The sequence below is a fragment of the Antarctobacter albus genome (genome assembly GCF_900101505.1).
In the GTDB taxonomy this organism is placed as follows: Bacteria; Pseudomonadota; Alphaproteobacteria; order Rhodobacterales; family Rhodobacteraceae; genus Antarctobacter; species Antarctobacter albus.
The window spans coordinates 40535-55907 of sequence record NZ_FMZI01000020.1 but is presented as its reverse complement, the minus strand read 5'-3'; the positions used below and the strand labels follow the sequence as shown (position 1 = coordinate 55907).

General features: G+C 68.0%; 19 protein-coding genes, 1 tRNA gene and 1 riboswitch. Of the genes, 9 read left to right on the top strand and 11 right to left on the bottom strand.

Translation table 11 applies throughout. The features are described 5' to 3' along the window. The first annotated feature begins 18 nt into the window (after positions 1 to 18). The 8 genes from BLQ71_RS23680 to BLQ71_RS23640 all read left to right on the top strand — a co-directional run bounded on the left by BLQ71_RS23680 (position 19) and on the right by BLQ71_RS23640 (position 4752). Entirely contained in the window at positions 19 to 1182 is a 1164-nt protein-coding gene (locus tag BLQ71_RS23680) for a hypothetical protein (RefSeq protein ID WP_074623491.1), read from the top strand. 10 nt (positions 1183 to 1192) lie between these two features. After that, the gene (locus BLQ71_RS23675; RefSeq protein WP_074623490.1) at positions 1193 to 1510 is read left to right on the top strand and encodes a hypothetical protein; all 318 of its coding nucleotides are present in this window, start codon (positions 1193 to 1195) and stop codon (positions 1508 to 1510) included. Continuing rightward, positions 1507 to 1818 carry a hypothetical protein gene (locus BLQ71_RS23670; protein WP_074623489.1) on the top strand — a complete coding sequence of 104 codons (312 nt, stop codon included), beginning with the start codon at positions 1507 to 1509 and terminating at the stop codon, positions 1816 to 1818. The genes BLQ71_RS23675 and BLQ71_RS23670 overlap by 4 nt, the downstream gene beginning before the upstream one ends. Before the next feature lie 2 nt (positions 1819 to 1820). Continuing rightward, on the top strand, positions 1821 to 2075 hold the full coding sequence (locus tag BLQ71_RS23665) for a hypothetical protein (protein WP_074623488.1): 255 nt from the start codon (positions 1821 to 1823) through the stop codon (positions 2073 to 2075). Between the two features lie 191 nt (positions 2076 to 2266). Next, on the top strand, positions 2267 to 3238 hold the full coding sequence (locus BLQ71_RS23655; RefSeq protein WP_052244736.1) for an N-acetylmuramidase domain-containing protein: 972 nt from the start codon (positions 2267 to 2269) through the stop codon (positions 3236 to 3238). Next, a complete protein-coding gene (locus tag BLQ71_RS23650; protein ID WP_074623486.1) occupies positions 3235 to 3609 on the top strand; it encodes a bacteriophage spanin2 family protein in 375 nt (124 codons plus the stop codon). Before BLQ71_RS23655 ends, BLQ71_RS23650 begins: the two co-directional genes overlap by 4 nt. A gap of 80 nt (positions 3610 to 3689) precedes the next feature. Further along, entirely contained in the window at positions 3690 to 4154 is a 465-nt protein-coding gene (ssb, locus tag BLQ71_RS23645; protein WP_074623485.1) for a single-stranded DNA-binding protein, read from the top strand. A gap of 10 nt (positions 4155 to 4164) precedes the next feature. Further along, positions 4165 to 4752, top strand: a complete 588-nt coding sequence (locus BLQ71_RS23640) for a hypothetical protein (RefSeq protein ID WP_074623484.1) — start codon at positions 4165 to 4167, stop codon at positions 4750 to 4752. Positions 4753 to 5037: 285 nt separating this feature from the next. Here the strand turns inward: BLQ71_RS23640 and BLQ71_RS23635 are convergent. Continuing rightward, positions 5038 to 5114: transfer RNA gene (locus BLQ71_RS23635), tRNA-Arg, on the bottom strand. A gap of 121 nt (positions 5115 to 5235) precedes the next feature. Between BLQ71_RS23635 and BLQ71_RS23630 the strand changes: the two genes are divergently transcribed. Then, a complete protein-coding gene (locus BLQ71_RS23630; protein ID WP_043144986.1) occupies positions 5236 to 6261 on the top strand; it encodes a LacI family DNA-binding transcriptional regulator in 1026 nt (341 codons plus the stop codon). 33 nt (positions 6262 to 6294) lie between these two features. Here BLQ71_RS23630 and BLQ71_RS23625 read toward each other — a convergent pair whose 3' ends face one another. The 10 genes from BLQ71_RS23625 to ybeY all read right to left on the bottom strand — a co-directional run bounded on the left by BLQ71_RS23625 (position 6295) and on the right by ybeY (position 15358). Then, a complete protein-coding gene (locus BLQ71_RS23625) occupies positions 6295 to 6909 on the bottom strand; it encodes a (d)CMP kinase (RefSeq protein ID WP_074623483.1) in 615 nt (204 codons plus the stop codon). Beyond that, positions 6906 to 7325, bottom strand: coding sequence for a GFA family protein (locus BLQ71_RS23620; RefSeq protein ID WP_074623482.1), 420 nt, complete (start codon positions 7323 to 7325; stop codon positions 6906 to 6908). Before BLQ71_RS23620 ends, BLQ71_RS23625 begins: the two co-directional genes overlap by 4 nt. A gap of 73 nt (positions 7326 to 7398) precedes the next feature. Next, on the bottom strand, positions 7399 to 8742 hold the full coding sequence (aroA, locus tag BLQ71_RS23615; protein ID WP_074623481.1) for a 3-phosphoshikimate 1-carboxyvinyltransferase: 1344 nt from the start codon (positions 8740 to 8742) through the stop codon (positions 7399 to 7401). 90 nt (positions 8743 to 8832) lie between these two features. Beyond that, a complete protein-coding gene (gene trmB, locus BLQ71_RS23610) occupies positions 8833 to 9546 on the bottom strand; it encodes a tRNA (guanine(46)-N(7))-methyltransferase TrmB (RefSeq protein ID WP_074623480.1) in 714 nt (237 codons plus the stop codon). A 60-nt stretch (positions 9547 to 9606) separates the two neighbouring features. Beyond that, entirely contained in the window at positions 9607 to 10146 is a 540-nt protein-coding gene (locus tag BLQ71_RS23605) for a histidine phosphatase family protein (RefSeq protein WP_074623479.1), read from the bottom strand. Continuing rightward, positions 10146 to 10889, bottom strand: a complete 744-nt coding sequence (locus BLQ71_RS23600; RefSeq protein ID WP_074623478.1) for a dienelactone hydrolase family protein — start codon at positions 10887 to 10889, stop codon at positions 10146 to 10148. Before BLQ71_RS23600 ends, BLQ71_RS23605 begins: the two co-directional genes overlap by 1 nt. A 151-nt stretch (positions 10890 to 11040) precedes the next feature. Further along, complete coding sequence (metK, locus tag BLQ71_RS23595) at positions 11041 to 12219, bottom strand: methionine adenosyltransferase (protein ID WP_043145042.1); 1179 nt, start codon at positions 12217 to 12219, stop codon at positions 11041 to 11043. 7 nt (positions 12220 to 12226) lie between these two features. After that, positions 12227 to 12273, bottom strand: a riboswitch (SAM-SAH riboswitch). A gap of 40 nt (positions 12274 to 12313) precedes the next feature. Next, positions 12314 to 13858 carry an apolipoprotein N-acyltransferase gene (gene lnt / locus BLQ71_RS23590; RefSeq protein ID WP_074623477.1) on the bottom strand — a complete coding sequence of 515 codons (1545 nt, stop codon included), beginning with the start codon at positions 13856 to 13858 and terminating at the stop codon, positions 12314 to 12316. Beyond that, the gene (locus tag BLQ71_RS23585) at positions 13851 to 14822 is read right to left on the bottom strand and encodes a hemolysin family protein (RefSeq protein ID WP_074623476.1); all 972 of its coding nucleotides are present in this window, start codon (positions 14820 to 14822) and stop codon (positions 13851 to 13853) included. The genes lnt and BLQ71_RS23585 overlap by 8 nt, the downstream gene beginning before the upstream one ends. Positions 14823 to 14836: 14 nt before the next feature. After that, positions 14837 to 15358, bottom strand: a complete 522-nt coding sequence (ybeY, locus tag BLQ71_RS23580; protein ID WP_074623475.1) for an rRNA maturation RNase YbeY — start codon at positions 15356 to 15358, stop codon at positions 14837 to 14839. Positions 15359 to 15373 lie beyond the last annotated feature (15 nt).

The following is a 15373-nucleotide window of genomic DNA, read 5'->3' as shown; positions in this document are numbered from 1 at the left end:
CTGAAATAGGAGAACGCAATGGCCTGGTATAAGACCGGGACCGTATCGGTCACGAATGGCAGCGCCACGGTGACGGGCAGCGGCACCGCCTGGGTGGCGAATGCCCGCGTGGGGCAGGCCTTCGCCCTCGAGGGCGCGGGCGAGCAATACGAGATCACCGCGGTGGTCAGCGACACCGAGCTGACGATCTCGCCGGCCTACCTGGGCAGCACGCAGAGCGGCCAGGCCTATGCCATCATTCCAGTGGTGGGGTTTTACCGGCAGGCCTATGACGCCCTTGCGGCGGCGGTCGCGCAATGGTCGAGCTATGCCGGCACGGTGCTTTCGGGCCTGTTCGGGGACGGCACGGCGGCGGCGCCTGGTATTGGTTTCGAGGACGAAACCAATACCGGGTTTTTCCGCAAGGCCGCGGGCCAGCTCGGGATTGCCACGGGCGGCGTGCAGCGTGCGCTCCTCTCCTCGGCCGCGTTGCAAGTTGACGTGCCCCTGACAGGCACGGCCGTGACCCAGAGCGCGACCGATGCCACCGCCGGGCGCCTCCTGAAGGTCGGTGATTTCGGGATTGGCGAGGATGCCGGCCCGGTGGTGGCCGACCTGGACGCGCACGACCTGTCGGGTTTCTACTTTGCCTATGGCGGCCAGCACGCGAGCGCCCCGGCCGGCACGAACCCGTTTCCCGATTTGGGCGGCGCCTTTGGCCTCATGGCGGGCACCGGGACGATTGGTGCGGCCACGGAATACCTTTGGCAGGTTGCCATCCTCTACAGCGTCTCTGGGCCGGTCATGAAGTTCCGCAGCAAGGCGACCGCCTGGACGGATTGGGAGGAGGTCTATTCGACCAGCAACCTGATCGGGACGGTCAGCCAGAGCGGCGGAACCCCGACAGGCTCGATCCTTGAAAAGGGCAGCAACGCCAACGGCAATTACATCCGCTATGCGGACGGCACGCAGATTTGTGATGTGCGCCTGGCGTCCAGCAGCGCGGGGGCTGTGACCTGGACTTTCCCTGCCTCTTTCGCAGCCGTGCCGCAGGTTGCCGCAACGCCGAACCAAGACAACGCCCGTTTCGCCACCACCACGGCCGGCGCGGTCGGATCGGTCAATTTCTCGGTGTGGAACACCGCGCAAATCCGGCTTGATGCGATCTCGACTTCCTTGATCGCTATCGGCCGCTGGTACTGAGGAGGCAGGAATGCAGATCACACTTTCCCCCGTCCGCCGCGAGGGGCGGCCGACCTTCGAGCGCCTTGGTGATGCTCTGGTGAACGATGGCGAAACCTTCGATTTCTCGGGCGTGCCCGAGGGCGCGCAGCTTCCTGCAGAGGCGGTGGCATCGGATTGGCTCGCCGGCCCGGTGACGCGGATTGCCGGCGAGCTGCACCTCGCGCTCTTGCACGGTGCCAACGCGCCGCAGGAAACGCTCTTTCCCGATCTGGTGCAGGTCGCCGGCGATGGCGCCGTGCCCCTGCCGCCCTATGACGCGACCGCACCCGAGGAGGCAAGCGCATGAGTGTTGACCTGTCCAAACTGGTAACGGCCGAGGAGCTGGCCGCCCAGGCCGCAGCCCGCCGCGCGAAAGCGATCAAGGCCGAGGTGCAGGCCCGCATCTTCGCGGTGGTCGATCAGAACACGCAGGCCAGCCTCCTGGCCGCGATGGTGGCCGGCGCTCTGACCTCGGCCGATGAGACCACCTTTGCCGATGGGCAGGCCTGGATCGAGGCGACAAAGCAGGCCGGCCGTGATGCGGTATCCTCGGGCGATGATCCGATCTGGCCCGCCGTGCCCGCCGGCGTGGCCGAGCTTGCGGCGCAGTTCTGACAATGCCGCCCCACACCAATGAGGAGCTGGCGGCGGCCGCCGCGATCCTCGCCGCGGCCGAGGAGCTGCCCGAGCTGACCCCGGCAGAGATCAAGCGCCTCAAGAGGATGGCGCAGGACGATGCGCGGGCGGAATGGGCGTGGTCTATCCTGCGCCGCTGGCTGATCGCCCTTGGCGCGGTGGCGGCCTTTGTCGTCGCCCTGAAAAACGACCTCCTCGAGCTCTATAAATGGATTTCCGCGCTCTTGTCGCGGTGATCACCTGGGCCTCGATCCGCGCCGCCTGGCTCGGGACGGGGCTGCGGGCGCCGCTCTGCGCAATCGCGTGGGAGCCGCGCGCCCTGCCCGGCTGGCGGGCCTGGGTCTGGTGCGCGGATCGCGCCCTCGCCTGGTTTGAAACCGACCATTGCCGGCGCTCGGCCGGCCGACATTTCCCACAGGAGTGACACATGGCAAATCTGCCCTGGAAGGGCGCGGCTCGGCCGCGCTCTGCACATGTCATGCGCGCGGCCGCCACGGCCCTGCGCTGCGAGGAGGCCGCGATCCGCGCGGTTTTCGAGGCCGAGGCGGCCGGCGCGGGCTTTCTGTCCGATGGTACGCTCAAGCGGCGGTTTGAACCGCATCACATGCCCGGCAGCGCGATGGGCTGGCGCGAGGCGTTCAAGATCAAGCCGGGCCGCCGCGAGGCGCTTTTCCTCGAGGCTTTCGACCGCGATCCCGAGGCCGCCCTGCGCGCGACCTCCTGGGGCCTGCCGCAGATCATGGGGTTCAACCACGCGGACGCGGGTTTTGGATCGGCGCGGGAAATGGTCAAGGCGATGGCGCAAGGCGAGGATTTCCAGATCAGCGCCTTTACCGCCCTTGTGATCGCCTGGGGCCTCGATAGCGCGATCCGCGCGCATGACTGGCACGAGTTTGAACGGCGCTACAACGGCGGCGGCCAGGGCGGCGCCTATGCCCGCAAGATGGAAAAGCTCTATCGCAAGCATTCCGGCCGGGCCTCGGCCGAGGTGCTGCGTCTCGGCAGCTCGGGCGCCAATGTCACCCGCTTGCAGGCGGCGCTCGGGATCGTGGCCGATGGCGATTTCGGCCCGGCCACCAAGGCCGCGGTCGAGGCTTTCCAAACCAAAGCGGACTTGCCGGCCGATGGCATCGTGGGTGCGCGCACCTGGGCCGCGCTCGAGGCCGCCGGGACCAAGCCCGCCAAGGTTCAGGCAACGCCCGGCGATGCGCTTCTCGACCGGGCCGAGGACGCGCTGCGCAAGGGCGGCCTCGGGGCCGGCGCGGGCTTCACCGGGCGCGATCTCCTCGACAGGGTGCCGCAGGGCGCCATAGAGGCCTTGACCTATGGCGCGGTGGCCCTCGCCCTCCTCTACGCGCTCACGCTCATCCTGCGGCGCCTGCGGAGGGCTGCGCGATGATCCGGGCCGGTGCCGCGCTTCTCGCGCTTGCCCTCCTCGCCGGCTGCGGTGCCCTGGGCAAGCTGCCCGGCCTCGGCGGCCCGAACGTGACCGCCAATGTCCAAGCCGGCGCAGAGCCGCGGCAGGCGGTGATCGCCGGGGGCGACACGCGCCTGACCGTCACCCGGCCGCAGGCGCGCGATATCGAGCTGATCGAGCGGGATCAGGGGGTGCGTACCGAGCGGGTGGAACGGCTCGAGATCAGGCACGATGCGCCGCTTTGGGTCTGGCTCCTGGTGGTGGTGCTCTGCGGTCTGGCGGCCGTGCAGGCGGGCATGTCGCTGGACGATTACCTCGACCGGCGCCGGGCGCGCCGGCGCCCTGGGGGCTGACGGTGCCGGGGCGGTGCTTTTTTCGGTCTATCGCGTGCCGGTAGCGTCCTGGGCAGGCGATAGAACAAGAGGAGGACGCAATGGCGAGCGTCAATCAAGTAACAATCGTGGGCAATCTCGGCCGCGATCCCGAAATGCGCACATTTCAGGACGGCGGGAAGGTGGCAAACCTGACCGTGGCAACCTCTGAAACCTGGAAGGACCGCAACACCGGGGAAAGGCGCGAGCGCAGCGAATGGCACCGCGTTGCGATCTTCGGCAACCTGGCCGAGATCGCGGATCGCTACCTGCGCAAGGGCTCAAAGGTGTTCCTGCAAGGCAAGCTGCAAACCCGCAAGTGGCAGGACCAGAGCGGACAGGACCGTTACACCACCGAGGTGGTGCTGCAAGGCTATGATGCCAAGATGGTGATGCTGGGCGATCCGCGCGGCCAGGATGGCGGATCGCGCGGCGGTTACGATCAAGGCGGCGCCGGCGGCAGCTCGGGCGCGAGCACGGGCCAGGGCGCGCCGGGCCGCGATATCGATGATGAAATCCCGTTCTGAGGTGGGCGCAATGGCGGATATTGATCTCCTGCCCGAGGCGCCCCGCGTGATCGGGATTTCCGGCAAGATTGGCGCCGGAAAGAGCGAGGTGGCGGGCACGCTCTCGGCCTGGGGGTTTGCCCGCCTCGAATTTGCCGGCCCGTTCAAGGCCGCCCTGATGGCTATTCTCCTCGCGGACGGCCACCCGCGCGGCGCGGCTCATGACCTGGTGTATGGCGCCCGAAAAAACGAGCCATGCGATACGTTTTGCGGCCAGACGATGCGCCACGCGCGCCAGTCTCTCGGGACCGGCTGGGGCCGGGATCAGATCGGCGCGGATTGCTGGGCGGGCATTGTCGAGCGCCGGATCGCGCGCGAGCTGGCCGCGGGCCGGCGGGTGGTGGTCGAGGACGTGCGATATCCAAACGAGGCCGCGGTGATCCGGGGCGCGCACCCTTCGGCCGAGATTTGGCAGATCACCGGCCGCGCCTCGGCCGCCGGCGTGGCGGCCGCGCATTGTTCCGAGGCGTTCGATCTGCCCGATCCCGATCTGATCCTGCACAATTCTGGCACGCTCGATGCGCTCGAGGCCCAGGTGCTCGAGTATATCCTCGGCTGATCTTCACACGATAAGCGTCAATGGTGGTCGGACGCTTACATCTGGCCGCCCTCGCGTGATGCGGGGGCGGCCTTTTTCGTGTTTCAAGGCCCTGAAAATCCGGTGCTTTCCGGCCGCTGGCATTGGGCGGATTTTGGGCGGGTTTTGGGCGCATGGGCCGATTTTGCGCATACATCCGACGCAATCAGCATCAATAAGCCTCAACGCGCGCAAATCAGCACCAATGCACAACGCGCCCAAAACCTGCCGATCGGGCCTATTAATCGTTTATTATCAAGGATTTATTGGCGACCCCGGCAGGATTCGAACCTGCAACCTGCCCCTTAGGAGGGGGCTGCTCTATCCAGTTGAGCCACGGGGCCGTCCGCGCCTCCTTACCCTGCCGCGCGGGGCTTGTCATCCCGGATGGTTGCAGAGCATACCGCTCTTGCGCAGCGCCCTGATTGCGGTAACGTATCCCCATCTCACGAAAAGGATTTGCCCTTGGCCGCCGACGACTCCCGCCCGCTTACCCTTCGCGATGTCTCAGAGGCGTCCGGCGTCTCGGAAATGACCGTCAGCCGCGTGTTGCGCAACCGCGGCGACGTCAGCCAGGCGACCCGGGAAAAGGTGCTCGAGGCGGCCAAGACGCTGGGCTATGTCCCCAACAAGATCGCAGGCGCCCTGGCCAGCCAGCGGGTGAACCTGGTGGCGGTCATCATCCCCAGCTTGCGCAACATGGTCTTCCCCGAGGTGCTCTCGGGCATTTCCAGCGTCCTGGAAGAGACCGAGCTGCAGCCCGTCGTCGGTGTCACCGACTACCTGCCCGAAAAGGAAGAGCGTGTTCTCTACGAAATGCTCTCGTGGCGGCCCTCCGGCGTGATCGTCGCGGGCCTCGAACATACAGAGGCCGCGCGCGCCATGCTCAAGGCCAGCGGCATCCCGGTGGTCGAGATCATGGACACCGACGGCAAGCCGATCGATTGTGCCGTGGGCATCAGCCACCGTCGCGCCGGGCGCGAAATGGCCCGCGCGATCCTGAAACAGGGCTATCGCAACATCGGTTTCATGGGCACCAAGATGCCGCTGGATCACCGCGCGCGAAAACGTTTCGAGGGTTTCACCGAGGCGCTGGCCAAGGAAGGCGTCGAGGTCATCGACCAGGAGTTCTATTCCGGCGGGTCGGCCCTGGCCAAGGGCCGTGAGATGACCAAGGCCATGCTGGAACGTGAGCCGGAGCTTGATTTCCTCTATTACTCCAACGACATGATCGCGGCGGGCGGGCTCTTGCACCTGTTGGACGCTGGGATCGAGATCCCCGGCCAGATCGGGCTTGCCGGGTTCAACGGGGTCGAGCTGCTGGACGGTCTGCCGCGCAAGCTGGCAACGATGGATGCCTGCCGGGCGGAAATCGGGCGCAAGGCGGCGCAGATCATCGCGGGCCGCGTCGACAACCCCGAGGCCGAGTTCGAGCCAATCATCGAACTGGCGCCCAAGCTGGATTACGGCGACACGCTGAAACGGCGCTGACCCCGTCCCGGACCCGATCCGGGACCCCGCGCCCTAGCCCGATGCGCCCGCCCGTTCCACGATGGCGATGGCCTCGGCCACAGCATCCGCGATGGCCATTTTCGACGTGTCCAGCGTCACCGCATCCTCGGCCGGTTTCAGCGGCGCATCGGCCCGGTTCATGTCGCGCGCATCGCGCGCCAGCACATCCGCCAGCACCTCGTCCTGCGTGACCTCGTGACCAGAGGCGACCAGCTCGCGCCAGCGCCGCTCGGCTCGCACCTCGGCGCCGGCGATGACGAACAGCTTGGCCTCCGCCTCGGGGCAGATCACCGTGCCGATGTCGCGCCCGTCCAGAACCGCGCCGCCCGACCGCCGGGCAAAGGCGCGCTGCACGTCGACCAGCGCCGCGCGCACCTCGGGCAAGGCCGCAACCTTCGAGGCCGCCTGCGCCACGTCCGGCCCGCGCAGCGCCTGCGCGTCCAGCCCGGTCACGTCCAGCCCCTGCGCCGCCTCCAGCGGCGGCACGCCCAGCAGCATCTGCCGCCCGACCGCCCGGTACAGCAACCCGGTGTCCAGATGCGCAAATCCGAAATGCGCCGCCAACTGGCGCGCGATGGTGCCCTTGCCGCTGGCGGCGGGGCCGTCGATGGCGATGGTAAAGCTCACGCGATCACCTGTGTCGTCATTGCGGGGTCGGCGCCTTCAGCGCAGGGAACCCCCACGCCGATGTCATTGTAATCCCCCTTGTCGGCGCAAAAGATATGCCCCGACAGGTGCAGCCCGGTCGGCCCGTCGACGGTTCCGGCAAAGATCGACAGATGCGTGCCCGGCCCGTCCCAGAACAGGTTGCTGCCGCAGGTCCCGCAAAAGCCAGGCCGCGCTGTCTGGGATGAACGGTACCAGGTGACCTCACCCGTCACCGAAACCGTCTCTCGCGGAGCCGATGTGGCCGCCACGTGATGCCCCGAGGTCTTGCGGCACTGGCTGCAATGGCAGGCGATCACCGGGCGCAGCGCGCCGCTCACGCGGTAGGTCACCGCCTTGCAGAGGCATCCCCCCGTCACTCCAGCCGCAGCCTGCATCGCACACTCCCTCTCGATCCCTCCCGAGGCCTAGCAAGAGCGCGCCCCGGGGGAAAGCCCCAGCCGCTCCGGCTCAGTCGCGGGTGATCTCCGCCCCGAGGGTGCCCATCAGGGTCTCGAAGATCGGGAAGGACGTGGCAATCGGCCCGCCGTCGTCCACGCGCATCGGCCTGGTCGAGGCAAAGCCCATGACGAGGAAGGACATGGCAATACGGTGGTCCAGGTGGCTTTCGACCGTCACGCCGCCCGCAACATTGCCATGCCCGCGGCCCTCGACCGTCCACCAGTCCTCGCCCTCCTCGACGTGGACACCCGCGGCGCGCAGCCCCGTCGCCATCGCGTCGATCCGGTCGCTTTCCTTGACCCGCAACTCCTTGACGCCCGGCATATGCGTGCGCCCCTGGGCAAAGCTCGCCACCACGGACAGCACCGGGTACTCGTCGATCATGCTGGCAGCACGTTCGGCAGGCACCTCGATCCCCTTGAGGTCAGGAGAGAAGCGCGCCCGCAGATCGGCCACCGGTTCGCCGCCTTCTTCGCGCATATTCTCGAAGGTCAGGTCGGCGCCCATCTCCTGCAAGGTAAAGAACAGCCCCGCCCGCGTCGGGTTCAGCCCGATGTTCGGCACCAGAACGTCCGACCCTTCGGTGATGATCGCCGCGCAGACCGGGAAGGCCGCAGAGGACGGATCGCGCGGCACGACGATAGTCTGCGGCTTCAGCTCGGGGCGGCCCTGCAGGGTGATGACCCGGCCCTCCTCCGTCACCTCGGTCGAGATCGGGGCGCCAAAGCCTGCCAGCATCCGTTCCGAATGGTCGCGCGTCGCCTCGCGCTCGATCACCACGGTATCGCCTGGCGCGTTCAGCCCGGCCAGCAGCACCGCGGATTTCACCTGCGCCGAGGGCACCGGCACCTCGTAGCGCACCGGCAGCGGTTCGGCGGCGCCGACGATGGTCATCGGCAGCCGCCCGCCCGACCGTCCGTAGGCCCGTGTCCCGAACAGCGCCAGCGGATCGGTCACCCGCGCCATCGGGCGCTTGTTCAGGCTGGCGTCACCGGTGAATGTCGCCACGATGGGCGAGGTCGCCATCGCCCCCATGATCAGCCGCACCCCCGTGCCCGAGTTGCCGCAATCGATGACGTTCTCCGGCTCGCCAAAACCGCCGACACCGACACCATGCACATGCCAGGTGTCGCCGATCTTCTCGACTTGAGCGCCAAAGGCCTGCATGGCTTTGGCGGTGTCCAGAACGTCCTGCCCTTCCAGCAGTCCGGTCACCTTGGTCTCGCCCACCGCCATCGCGCCCAGGATCAGCGAGCGGTGAGAAATCGACTTGTCACCGGGCACATGCGCCTCGCCCACCAGGGGGCCGGAGGCACGCGAAGTCATCGGGATCGGGGCGCCGTGGGCGGACATGGGGGCTCTCCTGCAAAATCGTCGCCGCCTGATAGCAAGCGGCACTGGCAAGGTCCATCGCGCTCGTGCAGCGCCGCGCCCCCTGCCCGCTCACCGCCTGTGGAAGGTTAGGTAGTGCGGCACGCGCCCCTCGCGCAGGGCCTTCTGCTCGTAGCGGGTCGAATACCAGTCGTCCCAGGGCTTCCGCCAGTCCTCTGGCCCTTCGGCGGCCCATGTGAACCCGGCCTTCGGCACCTCGACCAGTGTCTGCCGGACATAGTCGGGAATGTCGGTGGCCACGCGGAACTCTGCCCCCGGTTTCAGCACCCGGTGCAGCGGCTCCAGGTGCTCCTGCGTCACAAAGCGCCGCCGGTGGTGTTTCTTCTTCGGCCAGGGGTCCGGATACAGCAGAAAGGCCTTCGAGATCGACTCGTCCGGCAGCACGTCGAACAGGTTGCGCGCATCGCCGGGGTAGACCCGAAGGTTCCCGGCCCCCGCCTCCCGGATCTTGCCCAGGAGCATCGCCACGCCGTTTATGAAGGGCTCGGCCCCGATGATGCCCACGCCCGGATTCCCGACCGCCTGGTGCACCATGTGCTCGCCCCCGCCAAAGCCGATTTCCAGCCAGACCGGCGCGCCATCAAACAGCGCCTCCAGGTCCAGGGGCACCCGGTCCGGGTTCACCTCCCAGTCGACCGCACCGGGCGACAGCCGGTCCAGGTCCTCCTGCAGGTACTCTTCCTGTTTCGGCCGCAGGGTCTTGCCCTTCACGCGGCCGTAGAAATTGCGCCAGGGGGCGCCGGGGTGCTTGTTCGACGTGGTCATGGCCCGGGCGCTTAGCCTCCGGGAACGGATCGTGCAAGGCTCCTGCGGCCTCACGGGCGCTCAAGGGGCGATCAGGATGCTGCCCAGCACCTCCAGCCCGTCGCCATTGCGGCGCACAACCAGCACCTCGCCCGACCGCGTGCCGCGTCCTGTCAACGCGCTGATGTTGACCTGGTGCGTGACGACGATGGGCCGGCCACCCCGCGTCTCAAGCAGGTCCAGCGCCGCGACGGTCCGCGGGCCGCGCTGATCGAAATCGCGAAAGAAGGAATTGAACGCGGGTGCCGGCGTCACCTCGCCCAGATCCATCAGGGCGGCGGTCTCAAGGCAGCGGCACCACTGGCTGCTCAGCACCGCGTCAAAGCGCATCCCGCGGTCGCGAAAGGCGGCCCCGATGGCCCGCGCCTGCGCCTTGCCCCGCGCGTCGAGGGTGCGCTGCGTGGCGCAGTCATCCAGCACGAACCCCGAAGGATCCCCCGTGCCCGGCGCCAGCGCGTGGCGCATCAGGGCAAAGGCACCGGGCCGCTCCAGCGCATCCCAGTCATTGGCCAACAGAACCCCCGGCCACAACAGGCCGAGGGCAAGGATCAGGAACCGCATCACAGCCGGTCGTCGAGGAACCGCAGCAACCCCTCCCAGGCGCCCTGGTCGGCGGTCAGGTCGTAATCGTTCGACCCGTGGACGGTAAAGCTGTGCCGCGCGCCGCCAAAGACCTGCGCCCCATGTTCGACACCCGCGCCCTGCAACTGGTCCAGCAGCGCGGCCAGGTCGGCCATGCCGGACACCGGGTCGGCACTGCCATGAAACAGCATCACCGGCGCCGTGGTCGCGCTGTAATCCTGCCCGTCGGGCGTGCCCAGTCCGCCGTGAAAGCTGACGAAGCCTTCAAGCTCCGCCCCGGCCCGCGCTGCCTCCAGCACCGCCGCGCCGCCAAAGCAGTAACCCATGATGACGATGTCATCCGTCGCCCCGGCGATATTGGCCGCCTCCATGATCGAGCCCATCAGCCGCGCGCGGAATTCCTCGCGGTCGCCATACAGCGCCCCGGACAGCGCCCGGTTCTCGTCCACGGTCTTGGGGTCCTCGTCGGCGCCGTAGACGTCGATGGCAAAGGCGGTATAACCCAGAGCCGCCAGCATCTCGGCGCGGCGCTCCTCGTAGGCGGTCATCCCGTCCCAGTCGTGCACGATCAGGACCGTCCCCGTGGGCGTGATCGCGGTGTTGGTGGCGACATAGCCCTCGTAGGTGCGGTCGCCGACGGTGTATTGGTGATAGCCGGCCTGGATCTCGGCCTGGGCTGCGCCCGCCAGCATCACGGCGGCAGCGAAAACGGTGCGGATCATCACGGAACCTCCCTGTTCACATTCCACACCGCAAAGATAGCGGCCCCCAGCAAAAGGAAAGGCGCCCCCGCGACGGGAGCGCCTGTGGTTCTTCTTGGCCGAAATACCCCGGGGGGAGACGACCGCAGGGAGGCGGGGGCACAGCCCCCTCTCAGACCTCTTTCTTCAGCGCCTCGGCCAGGTCCGTCCGCTCCCAGGAAAAGCCGCCGTCCGCCTCGGGGGCGCGGCCGAAATGGCCATAGGCAGCTGTGCGGGAATAGATCGGCTTGTTCAAGTCCAGGTGGGTGCGGATGCCGCGCGGGGTCAGGTCGATCACCTTGGGGATCGCCGCCTCGATGGCGCGCGCCTCGATCTGGCCGGTCTGGTGCGTGTCGACGTAGATCGACAGCGGCTTGGCCACGCCGATGGCATAGGACAGCTGCACGGTGCAGCGTTCCGCCATGCCCGCGGCCACCACGTTCTTGGCCAGGTAACGCGCGACATAGGCCGCCGAGCGGTCCACCTTGGTCGGGTCCTTGCCGGAAAACGCGCCGCCGCCATGCGGTGCCGCGCCGCCGTAGGTGTCGACGATGATCTTGCGGCCCGTCAGGCCCGCGTCGCCGTCCGGCCCGCCGATGACGAACTTGCCGGTCGGGTTCACCCACCATTCGGTGTCATCGGAAATCCAGCCCTCGGGCAGGGTCTCGCGGATGTAGGGTTCCACCAGCGCGCGGACGTCTGCGCTGGTCATGGTCTCGTCCAGGTGCTGCGTCGACAGCACGATCGAGGTCACGCCCACCGGCTTGCCGCCCTCGTAGCGGACCGACAGCTGCGACTTGGCATCCGGGCCCAGCCTGGGCTCGGTGCCGTCCTTGCGCACCTCGGCGAGGCGGCGCAGGATCGCGTGGCTGAACTGGATCGGCGCCGGCATCAAAGCGTCGGTCTCGTCCGTGGCATAGCCGAACATGATGCCTTGGTCGCCGGCGCCCTCGTCGCCCTGCTGGCCGGTCACGCCCTGCGCGATATGGGCGGACTGTTCGTGCAGCAGGTTGGTGATCTCCACGGTCTCGTGGTGGAACTTGTCCTGCTCATAGCCGATGTCCTTGATGCAGGCACGGGCGATGTCGGGAATGCTGGCCATGTATTCGGCCAGCTTGTCCTGGTCGGTCAGGCCCACCTCGCCCCCGATGACCACGCGGTTGGTGGTGGCGAAGGTCTCGCAGGCGACGCGCGCGAGCGGGTCTTCGGCCAGGAATGCGTCCAGGATCGCGTCGGAAATCCGGTCGCAGACCTTGTCCGGGTGCCCCTCCGAGACGGACTCGGAGGTGAAAGTGTAGTTCTGTCGGGACATGATGGGGTGCTCCATTGATGACGCCGTCACGCCAGGAAGCCGTTGTGACGGGTTTTTGCTGTCCAAATGCGGGTACGCGGCGCAGCGCGCGGGGTCAATCGCTTTCTGGCGTCCTGCGACGGCGGGACCCCGCCCAAAGCGCCGCAATTGCCACGAACATGAGCAGTCCCGCGGGCAGATCCCCGGTGCGGCTGTAAGGCGTGTGACGCATCGGCGGCGGCAGCGGCGCATCGGCGAACCCGGCCTCGCCCAGCGGAATAGTGGCCAGGACCCGCCCGGCCCCGTCGATCACCGCCGAGACGCCGGTATTGGCCGCCCGCAGCATCGGCAGTCCCTGTTCGATGGCCCGGATTCGGGCCTGGGCCAGGTGTTGATACGGCCCCGACCAGGTGCCGAACCAGGCGTCATTGGTGATCTGGATCAGCATATCGGGCCGCAAGGGCGCGCCGTTCACATCCTGCGGAAAGACCGCCTCGTAGCAGATCAGCGGCAGCGCGCTGCCCAGCGGCCCCATGTCGATCACCTGCGGCCCCGGCCCGGGCGTGTATCCGCCCTCGGCCCGCGCCGCCAGCCCGGCGATGTTCCACCGCGCAAAGAGCGCGGCGGCCGGCATGTATTCCCCGAAGGGCACGAGGTGATGCTTGTCGTAAAGCGCCTGCACCCCGCCACCGGGCGCCAGCACGATCAGCGAGTTGTAATAGCCCGCCTGGTCTGCACGCTGGACCCCCAGCAGGACCGGCGTACCCCCCGCCGCCTCGGTGATCCGGTCCAGCGTCGGCCCCGCGCGGTGCAGCAGGTTGGGCACGCTGGTTTCCGGCCAGACGATCAGCGCGGGCGCCGCCCCGCCCTCGGCGGGCGCAGCGCGGGTGAACTCCAGCTTGCGCTGCATGAAGACGGGGATCTTTTGCGGGTCCCACTTCTCGTGCTGGGGGGCATTGGGCTGGACCAGCCGCACCACCGGACGCGCTGCAAGGTCCTGCGCGGCAGGGGTCAGGAGAACGCCGCCACCGAACAGCACCGCCAGCAGGGCAAGGCCCGCCAGACCTGCCCGCGCCCCGCCGGGGCGCAGCGCCAGCGCACACAGCGCCGCCGCCGCCAGCGTCAACAACGTCAGCCCATGTGGCCCGACCACGGAAACCCACTGGATCACCGGCACCGGCAGCCAGAAATAGGGCACCAGCGCCCAGGGAAAGCCGGTAAAGACATAGGCGCGCGCCAGTTCCGCCAGGCTCCACGCCAGGACCAGCCCGAGCACCGGGTAGCGCCCCTGCGAAGACAGCCGGAACGCCAGCCCCCAGAACAGCGCCAGACCGCCCGCAAGGCCGATCAGCGCAAAGGGCGCCATCCAGCCCGTCACCGCGGCATCGACGAAAAAGGGCTCGACGATCCAGCCCATCGAAAAGCCGAAATAGCCCAGCCCCACGGCCCAGCCCGTGCCCGCCGACCGCAAGCCGCCCGGCGTCACCAGGAACAGCCAGACCGCCGCGACATAGCCCGCAAAGCCCAGGTACCACAGGTCATAGGGCGGCTGGCCCAGGCCGATGACGACACCCGCCAGCACCGCCAGCGGCAGGCGCATCCAGCCCGGCACAGGGCCCGCGACCCTGCGGCCGTCACCGGCCACAAGCCTGTCAGGCATGGCCCGCGTCGGCCTTGACCGCCGGGGCTTCTGCCACCGGTGCAGGCGCCGTGGCGGCGGTTTCGGCACGCGCCGCGTTCGACGGGCGCACACGCAGCCGCTTGATCCGGCGCGGGTCCGCATCGACCACCTCGAAGTCCAGCCCCGCCGGATGCGGCACCACTTCGCCCCGCGCGGGCACGCGGCCCGCCAGCATGAAGACCAGCCCGCCCAGCGTGTCGATCTCTTCCTCGTCGATGTCGTCGTGGTCGGTCAGCGCAAGGCCCAGCTCCCCTTCGAAATCGCTCAGCGGGGTCTTGGCCTGCACCAGGTAACAGCCGGTCTTTTCGCGGGTCCAGTACTGGTCCTCGTCGGTGTCGTGCTCGTCCTCGATCTCGCCGATGACCTGTTCGATCAGGTCCTCGATCGTCACCAGCCCGTCGACCCCGCCGTATTCGTCGATCACCAGCGCCATGTGCCGGCGTTCGGTCTGCATCTTGGTCAGCAGCACGCCAATCGGCATCGACGGCGGCACGAAGAGCAGGGGCCGCAGCATCCGTTTCAGGTTGAACCGCCCGCCGGTGCCGTTGAACCCCTGCTGCAGCGCGAAATCCTTGAGATGGGCCATGCCCACGGGCGTGTCCAGCGTGCCCTCGTAGACCGGCAACCGCGTCATGCCGCTTTCGCGGAACACGGTGACCAGGTCCTCTTTGGTGATCGTGTTGGGCACGGCGATGATCTCGGCCTTGGGAATGGCCACGTCCTCGACCCGCATCCGGCGCAGGTTTATCATGCCGTGAACCGGCCGGTCCGGCGCCCGAGGCGCGCTCTCGGCCGCAGAGCCGCGCAGCGAGCTTCCCTCGCCGCCCCGACCGAACAACCGCTGCCAGCGCTGCCAGAAACTGCGCCGCGGCCCGTGTCCGTTCATTTTTCCCGTCAGTGGCGCGCTTTGCGCTGCCTTAGACGAGTCGTCGCTATCGCCCATCTTTCCTGTTCCAGTCATGCCCCATCGGGGCCATCATCCTCACCATATGGGTTCGGCAGACCGAGATTGCCAAGTATCTCTGCCTCCAGCCGTTCCATCAGCGTGGCGTCCGCGTCACGCATATGGTCATACCCCAATAGATGTAACACGCCATGAACAATCAGATGTGTGACATGTTGCTCGAAAGCGATACCCTGCTCGGCGGCTTCCCGCCCGCAGGTTTCCCAGGCCAGCGCGATGTCGCCCAAGTGGTGGGGCTCGTCGTCCTCGGGCTCGGGCGGCCAGGGCGTCCCGCCCGGTGCCTCGGCGGCAAGGTCCTCGGAGGGCCAGCTCAGCACGTTGGTGGCGGTGGGCTTGTCGCGGAAATCACCGTTCAGCGTGGCGATGCGGGCATCATCGCAGCCCAGCACGGCGATCTCGTACTCTGCGGGCTCCAGGCCCAGGTGCGCCAGCGCCGCCACCGCGCCGCGTTCGGACAGGACCGCCAGCCCGGCGGCCTGCCAACGGTCGTCCTCGAAAATCGTATCGGTCAGCATGTGGTCCAGTGCCGG